Consider the following 8,489-nt stretch of genomic DNA (forward strand, 5'->3'; position numbering starts at 1 on the left):
AGCAATGGCTATAGACATCAGTGACCTTGCCGGCAAGGTCGAGAACGAGGGCAAGACCCCTCAAGGGCGGGTTGCCGCCGACGAGTGGAACCGCCTGATTGCCGCGATAATAGGCAATCAGGGTGGTGTGAAGAGTGTGCGGCTGAACGGCAGCACCTTCATGCCCGATGAGAACGGCATGATAGACCTGGTGGTGAGCGAGAGCAACTACCTGCTCAACCTCACGACCACGGTGGCGGGCAGTGCGCCCTACAGGATTGCGCTCGGCACCTCATTCATGGTGTCGCTGGGCGTGAGCAACAAGTACCAGAACGGCGACGAGCAGATCAGCGTGACCACCCGCTGCACGGCCCGCGTGCTTGTGAATGACGTGGAGGTTGAGACCCTCGATGTGTATGACGGCAACACCTACGACATAGATGTGGGTCGTTACCTGAGCGAGGGAACCAACCGCTTCTACATTGAGGTTGACAACGGCTATGGCGTTAGGAAGCAGACACTGGCCTATGAGGTGACCGCCGTGAACATCGGCGTGTCGTTGCCGTACTGGGCGGATGCCGCCGTGATGAGCGGTGACTGGGCTGTCGATGTGCGCCTGAGCGGTTCCGTGACAGGCAATGTCCATGTTGCCATCGACGGCGAGGAGGTGGTGAGCGGAACGCAGAGTGCGGGATCGGTGAAGAGTTACCCCATCACGACCGGCAAGAGTTACGGCATTCACCGCGTCACGGTCTGGGCGGAATATGCCGAAGACGCGGACATCCGCACCGACGTGATAGAGAAGGAATATATCTATCAGCCAGCCGGTGCGAGCGGTGTGGTCATAGGCTGCGACCTGAAAGCGGGGACGCGCCTTGCCATGTACAACACCCTGACGCTGGGCTACTGGATTGTCAACCCCGGTGCAAGTGGCGATGTGGAGGTGAGCCTTTCCATCATCGGCGAGAACAATGCCGTGCTTGCCGGCAGCGTGCAGACCGTGACGCTGGATGCCGGTCTGAGCGCCTTGCAGACCTGGAGCGTGGCACTCTTTGGCGAGACAATGCCCGGCGACCGCACCGTGCGCATTGAGTGCGGTGGTGTGCGCCGCAACATTGCCGTGACCATTGTTGCCGGCGAAGTCGTGCTGAGCGAGGTGGCCGGTGCCGATGTGGTGCTGCGCAGTTCCGGCAAGAGCAACAACGACCAGGACCGCGCCGTGTGGAACGGCGGCGGCGTGAGCGTGGACCTTAGCGCCCTCGACTTCATCGCCGGCGGAAGTGGCTGGGCTGCCGATAGTGACGGCAACGTCGCCCTGCACCTGAAGAAAGGCCAGTACCTGACCATTCCCGTGACCCCTTTCGACGAGAACCCCGCGATGGGTAACGGAAGCGACGTGGCTGGCACCCGCAGGGGCTTGACGGTGAGCATTGAGCTTGCGACGCGTAACTGTGTGCGTGCCGATGCCGTTGTTGCCGAGTGCATGTACAGCGGCATCGGCTTCCAGTTCAAGGCCAACGGCATGACATTTTCGAGTGACTCCGAGAGCCTGAGTTGTGACTATAAAGAAGATACCCGTGTGCGCATCGACATGGTGATAGAAGGGACGCAGACCGAATATACCTGGACCGATGACCAAGGCGCAGAGCAGCACAGTCTCGAGGCGCTGATGCTTGTATATATCGACGGCGTGTATCAAGGCATGTGTCTGATCACTCCCAGCACCTCATTCAAGCAGGGAGTGGCCCAGCCCATCACTGTGGGCAGTGCCGAGTGTGACGTTGACCTGTACTGCGTGCGCATGTACCGCAGCACCCTTGACCGCAGAGGCATCGTGCAGAACTATGCCTACGACACGCCCAAAGTGGCCGACAAGATAGCCATCGCCAAGCGCAATGACGTGCTCGACAGCAACCTCGAGGTGAGCTATCCCAAACTGATCGCCGCCCGTCCCGAACTTCCAGTGCTTGTGCTGCAGGCCGAGGCCATGCCGACGAGCAAGACCGCCATCCCGCTGCAGACCAGCAACTACACCAACCCCCTGAATCCCGATGACTTTGAAGCCGGCAACGCCTCGTTCACGTCCAGCGGTGACACCTTCAAATGCCAAGGCACTAGTTCGATGAACTACCCGGTTCCATTCAGGAACCTCGACATGAGTTTTAACAACGTTACCGTCGGCGGTGCGAGCCGTGCCGGCTGGCGCATGTATGCCGGCGAACCGTTGAGCAACGACTGGACCGCTAAGAAAGACTATGCCAGCAGCGAAATGGCCAATAACGCGATCATGTCGATGCTGTACAACAAGATGTGCGTTGCGCTGGGTGCAGACTTCGACACGCTGACCGAGGCTCAGCGGGTCCAATACCAGGTGCGCCAGCAGTTGAGCGACGTGACCTACCGCCAGAGCCTTATGGCCGTGCCGATATTCGTGTTCCGCTACTGGGACAACACCTATTACCCGATTGGGATGTTCAACCTGATCACAAGCAAGAACAACGAGAAGGTGCTGGGATTTGAGGGCGCATATACCTGGGAGCGCAGCGGTGCCCAGGCGTGGGAAATCCGCGACAACAACGTGATGTGGGACACCGTGTTCAACGCCATGAGCTGGGACAGCGAGCGAAATGCCGAGGTCAATGACATCTACAACTACTATGAGGCCCGCTACCCGAAGAGTATAAAAGAGAACGGCGCGAAGCGCGACTTTGGCCATGCTGAGAACGCGGGTCAGACCGAGACCGTTCAAGCCGAGACTGCCGGACTGTTGCGTCTTCACAACTGGCTGGTGAGCACCAACCAGAAACTCGCCACCGGCGGCTTGCTTGCCACCCTTTACACTGACAGCAAGGGTGTGACCTATGCCTACGACACAGCAGCCTACCGCCTTGCTAAGTTTATCAGCGAGGCCAGTGACTATATCAGTGTTGACCACTGGTGCGTGTATCTGATATGGATGCTTGTGAACCACATGATGGACAACGGGAGTAAGAACCTGGGCTTGTGCACCTATAACGGCAGCCTGTGGCGTCCGTTGGCGCGTGACACAGACAGTGGCCTGGGCATCGGCAACACGGGCCGCATCGAGTTCCCATTCTGGCTTGGTTTGTCAGATTACATTGTGAACGGTAGGTTCGTATATGACCAACCGAGCCAGCCTGCAGGCTCGAGCACCGTGTTCAACGGCCAGCGCGGCACCATCTGGGTCAATCTCAAGGATGGCTTTGACGACCGCATTCAGGCGATTGCCAAGATGCTGTATGACAAGAGCAAGGAGAGCGGTTTCAGCGCCCCGGATTTAATAGCCTGGTTTGAGCGTCACCAGGGTGCATGGTGCGAGGCACTCTATAACTACGGCATGAAGCAGTACCAAGGCGGCACCCCCTACAGCCGCTGGATCGAGAGTGGCCTTGGCGACAAGAAGAACCAGCGCCGCTACTGGTTGGGCAACTCGTTCAGGTACTGGGGCAGCCGCTGGGCGCTGGGCAGTGAGGGTCGCCGTATTACGTGGCGCACCTGGGGCTACGGTTGCGACCTGGTGATTAAGCCCTATATGCCGATGTGGGTGTGCCTGGGACTTGGCAACTACCAGTATAGTGACACAGTTCGCTACCGCTGCCTTGACCCCGAGCAGGGTGTGACAGTGGTCAATAGCGAGGTGCAGCATGGCATGGTCATAGAGCGCAACGACAATGTGACATATCTGTTTGACGGCGACCTGCTGACCGACATCGGCGACCTGTACAAATATGGCGACATCGGCGACATCGACCTTGGCGTAGCCGTGAAACTACGCTCGCTGCGACTGGGCAGCAACACCGACCGGCAGACGCGCCAGTGGGTGAACACCAAACTCACGGAACTCAATGTCACCAATGCCGTGAGCCTTGAGGTGATTGACTTGACCAACTGCGAGGGCTTGGGCAGCAAGAGCAACGGCGTGTTCACCCTTGACTTGAGCAAGCAGGAGCAACTGCGCGAGTTGTACTTGTGGGGAAGCGGTGTGACCGGTGTTACATTGCCCAAGACCACGACGTTGACCACGCTTGTGTTCGGCAGACACCACAAGACCTTGCGCCTGATAGACTGTACCAGCGTCTCAACCCTGGAGATGGAGGGTTACGGCTCACTGGAGAGCATCATCGTGCAGAACACCCCGATTGTTGACACCCTCGCGGTCGTGCGTGGTGTGCATGCCAGCGCACCCGGTCAGTTGCGCGAGGTGAGGATTGACAACGTGAACTGGCGACTGAATGGTTCGGATGGCCTCGGTCTGCTTGACGCGCTCGCTGCCCTCGGGAGCAACTGCCGCCTGAGCGGCACCATCACCCTGACCGGTGCCAGTGTGAGCTTTGAGCGCAAGCGCAGATGGGTAGAGACGTGGGGTGACGTTGACCACGGCAGTCAGGGACTGACCATCGTATATAACCGCCAGACCGTCGAGAATGTGGCCATCACCACGAGCAAGTATATGCCCACGGTGGGCGATTACCCGCTTGAGATTACCAGCGAGGGCAACAACTTCACCGCCATCACGTGGAGCATGCCGAGCAACGAGTGGGCGAGCGTGAATGCCCAGACCGGAGTCGTGACCGTGAACCGCGTGGGTACAGAAGCCAACCCGCCCATTGCCCTGGTGACCGTCACCTTGACGCTGCATGACGGCAGCACAGTTACAGCCAGCAAAGAGTTGCATTTCCATGAGCACAGTTGCAAGGAGGGCGACCTTGTGTATGCCGACGGCTCGTTCAGTGACGAATATCTGCCAGGCAAGACCGTTGTGGGCGTGTGCATGTACATCAACCCCGATGATCCTACTGACCGCCTGGCTTATGGCCTTGCAAACCTTGTCAGTGACCAGTGGGGCCTTCATCCCGACAGGGTGAGTGGCGTGACGCTGGACAGTGGCGAGGACTATAACTGCTATGATGTGCCAGCCATCAGCAATATCACCGCAGTCGGCACGAATACCATTAACGATGTTAACTACCGCGACGAGGCCGCCGGCGATGCCCAGGGCTTCAAGATATTCTCGCGCACGACTGCCGTGGGTGACATGGGTATGGTGCAGTTGGAAGAGAACCTCGGTCCCTATAAAGCCGGCGACTTCATTCATGTGGGCCAGTTCAAGACGCTGCACATCATCCGCCACAGGAACAAGATTCTGAACGGCGTAACCCTTGACGGCTATGACCTGAGTGCTCCGATTGAAGCCAACGCGATGCAGAGCGAGACCGAGGTGCTGCAGGCGCGTATCGACGCGATAGTAGCTGCCAAAGGCAACAATTATCGCGAGTTCTATTTCCCTGCAGCGAGTCGCTGCTATGCGTATGAGCCCAAGGTGAAGGCCGGCGAGGTGCTGAGTGACAAGTTCAAGGCTCACCGCTGGTGGCTGCCGAGTGCTGGAGAGCTGGCCCGCATGGTGTGGTGGCACCTGCAGGGCTATGATACAGCCAACGAAAAGGCCATATTTGCCAAGGCATTCGCTCTGGGCTTATGGGTGAAGCCGACCGATTGGCAGTGGTCAACCACCGAATACAGTGCTTCCTACGCGTACAACATTAATGCAGGGAGCGGCGCCGTCCACACCTACAATAAGAACAATTCCTACGGTGTGCGAGCGGTGGTCGCGTTTTAAGATTGGAGGTTTGGGGCTTCGGCGCCCCAAGCCGGTGACCGCAACGGGGAGCGACAACGAAAGCGCGGCGCAAGCCGCGCACCCGACAAAAAAGACGGGCGTGATGGTAGTCACACCCGTCTTTTTAATGGCGTTATAATGTCATTCAAATTGTGCGATTGGCGACCATTTCGTTTTTTGGAAATGCCCCGACCACCGACCGTTTCGTTTTAGAGGCCGCGCACGATTCGTTTTGCGGATTATAAATACCAGTTGAAGAAGTAATTAGTCAAATAAAATAACACACAATCATGGATAAGTCAATTTTTACAACAACTCTGCAATCTGCCAATACATCAACAACAAGTATGGGTGGTTTGAGCAAACAATCAGATGAAACTTATGCAAGTTGGGGGTCTCGCTATGCCGGTGCAACTAATGCTGATAAAGAAGCCTTGCGTCCCGCACTAGACCAGGTCATATTAACCAACAAGCAAGAACAAATTGGAAACGAAACTGAACAACAGAATAGAAAGTTGGCAATAAGTGCAGATATAGAAACCAGGAAAAACAATATCTCGGCACTAGAACAACAGAAAAACAACCTATTGGATGACAAGAATAGTCTTAATGAACAGATAATAGGTAAAAAGAATGACATTGCTAACATTAAAGAGGGTAATACTCATAGGGGAATGGCAAAGGTGTATTTTTATATAGGTACCATTGTAACATTAGCACTAGCCATATATCTTTTTATCTTTTATAGTTCTGCTGCATTTTCTGCATTTTTTCGAGATGGAACAGACGATGTAGGAGAGGCTATTTTCTATCCTTACGCTTTTCAAGATGCATTGGCAATGTCATTAGGTAATTTTTTGCTGATTCTTTTCCTGCCTATGATTTTCTTAGCGTTAGGCGTTTTGTTACACAAATTCTCTAATGGAAAAGGATTCGGGAAATATGTAAAAATCACTTTATTGTACTTTATAACATTCTGTTTCGATGCTCTTCTTGCATTCGAGATTTCTCAAAAAATGTTTATTCCTACTCCTACGGAACCAGTATATACTATGGAAATGGCAATAAACAGTCCTAATTTTTGGGTAATTATTTTTGCTGGTTTCATTGCCTATATAATTTGGGGGTTAGTGTTTGATTTCACTATGGAAAGTTATGAGGAGATGACAAACGGGGCAACTACAATCAAGCGACTTGAACAAGAAATCACAGCACTACAGAATCAGACAAGACAGATTGACGTGAAGATTGGAGAGAAAAATGCAGCCATAACGTCTTTACAAAATGAAATTGCAAAATTTGAACATTCGTTACGATCATCATCATGGTATGACATAACAATAATCAAAAATTGCTTGAATCAGTTTTTCGGAGGATGGTTAGGCTACATGACATTGGTAGGTAAAACGGAATCTGAAAAGAATGAAGCAACAACAATTTTAAATACAAGATTAACAAGTTTAACACAAAATTCTATATCTAATGAGAAGTAAAACAATTATAGCTATTATAGCTTGTGCTATCGCAGGATGTGCTTATTTTTTGATCTCATGTTCTACATGTTCATGTCATCCATGTTCGTGCCCGCAACCTTGCGAATGTGATTCTAAAGATTGCAGGGAAGGGAAATGTAAAACACCGACGTGTGGGGTGGATTCAGCCAAATTACCTTTAAACTTAACAGTGTTTATTGACCTGTCAAACAGGGTTATACAAGATGGCGATGGCACGTCCCAAGTAGATAAAGACACGGTACTTGTCAACCATTTGGCAGGCATAGTGTCAAAAAAGGCATGGGATTCCAATATAAAACATGCTAAAGATTGTTTTAAGGTGTTCTTTTATCCAGCTCCTGCTGATCCTACAATTAATGGACTTGCACAAAGTATGGATATTGACCTCGGGTCATACCAGAAAAATCAAATACAGAAAAAAATGGATGTGGCAAAAGACATGACGACAACTGTTGATAAAAATCTTAAAGTCATTTATCAAAGTACAGTAGAGCAACACGATTTTATTGGCAGTGATATATGGGGTTTTTTTAATACAAAAGCAAAATCGTATTGTGTAAAAGATGGGTACAGAAACGTTTTGATTGTATTGACTGATGGATATATTTATCATAAGGACAATTTGGTTGACGATGGCAATGGTCATATAACATATATAACAGCAAGGACTTTGCGAGAAAACAAAGAATTGTTGCCATGCAAACAAGACTTAAGCGACCTTGAAGTACTGTTTATTGAAGTTGATGCTCGGCCCAAAAATGATTTCGAGAAAATTCAAACAACTATTGGCAAATGGTTGGCCGGAATGAAAGTGAAAAAATATGGTGTTATAGAAACAGATTTGCCCAATAACACAAAAACAATTATAGATAATTTTATAAAATAAAGTCGTGATTAAAAGATTAAGTTGTATTTTATTTCTTTCATTCATTTTAGGGGCGTGTTCAACAGACTCGTCCCAAGGTTACTCTAAACTGGACAATCAGGATGCTAGGCAATTGTCGGATCCTGTTTATATTACAAAATATGGTAAACGTTATCATCGCAGGAACTGTGTGACAATCAAATTCCATGAAATGAAAGTCGTGGAACGGGCTGACGCAGCATCTATTGGACGAACAGCGTGTGCCAAGTGTCACCCTTGATTAGGGGAAGATTAAAATTAATTAGAAAGCCTGTTTTTTGTGAATGAGTGTGGGGAGGCATTTCTGCCTTGTTAATAGATCCCCACCTTTAATAATCACAAAACTTGGACTGCCAGCCGATAAAGGTTTGGCAGTCTTGTTTTTTTTATTTATCTTTGCAAGCGATAAGTAATAGTTTGACACACTAAAATTTATAAACCTATGCTTACGGTA

At 51.3% G+C, this 8,489-nt stretch carries 4 protein-coding genes; 3 read left to right on the forward strand and 1 reads right to left on the reverse strand.

Features of this window, described 5'->3' with window-relative positions:
* Positions 1 to 4: 4 nt before the first annotated feature.
* The 3 genes from ACKI3C_RS04560 (at position 5) to ACKI3C_RS04570 (ending at position 8,017) form a co-directional block, all read left to right on the forward strand.
* Positions 5 to 5,617: a hypothetical protein gene (locus tag ACKI3C_RS04560; RefSeq protein WP_407402503.1), complete on the forward strand. Its 5,613-nt coding sequence runs from the start codon at positions 5 to 7 to the stop codon at positions 5,615 to 5,617.
* Positions 5,618 to 5,907: 290 nt separating this feature from the next.
* Positions 5,908 to 7,110 carry a hypothetical protein gene (locus ACKI3C_RS04565; protein WP_407402505.1) on the forward strand — a complete coding sequence of 401 codons (1,203 nt, stop codon included), beginning with the start codon at positions 5,908 to 5,910 and terminating at the stop codon, positions 7,108 to 7,110.
* A gap of 157 nt (positions 7,111 to 7,267) precedes the next feature.
* Positions 7,268 to 8,017: a hypothetical protein gene (locus ACKI3C_RS04570; RefSeq protein ID WP_407402507.1), complete on the forward strand. Its 750-nt coding sequence runs from the start codon at positions 7,268 to 7,270 to the stop codon at positions 8,015 to 8,017.
* A gap of 280 nt (positions 8,018 to 8,297) precedes the next feature.
* On the opposite strand, the gene ACKI3C_RS04575 is transcribed toward ACKI3C_RS04570, so the two are convergent.
* Positions 8,298 to 8,489, reverse strand: a 192-nt coding sequence (locus tag ACKI3C_RS04575) for a hypothetical protein (protein WP_407402509.1), incomplete at its 5' end; no start/stop codon positions are given.

It is taken from the genome of Sodaliphilus sp., assembly GCF_045598405.1.
GTDB classification, from domain to species: domain Bacteria; phylum Bacteroidota; class Bacteroidia; order Bacteroidales; family Muribaculaceae; genus Sodaliphilus; species Sodaliphilus limicaballi.

What these genes read in the sequence shown, in the direction of transcription:
- ACKI3C_RS04565 (WP_407402505.1), top strand. Translation starts at nt 5,908, where the DNA reads ATGGATAAGTCAATTTTTACAACAACTCTGCAATCTGCCAATACATCA.
- ACKI3C_RS04560 (WP_407402503.1), top strand. Translation starts at nt 5, where the DNA reads ATGGCTATAGACATCAGTGACCTTGCCGGCAAGGTCGAGAACGAGGGC.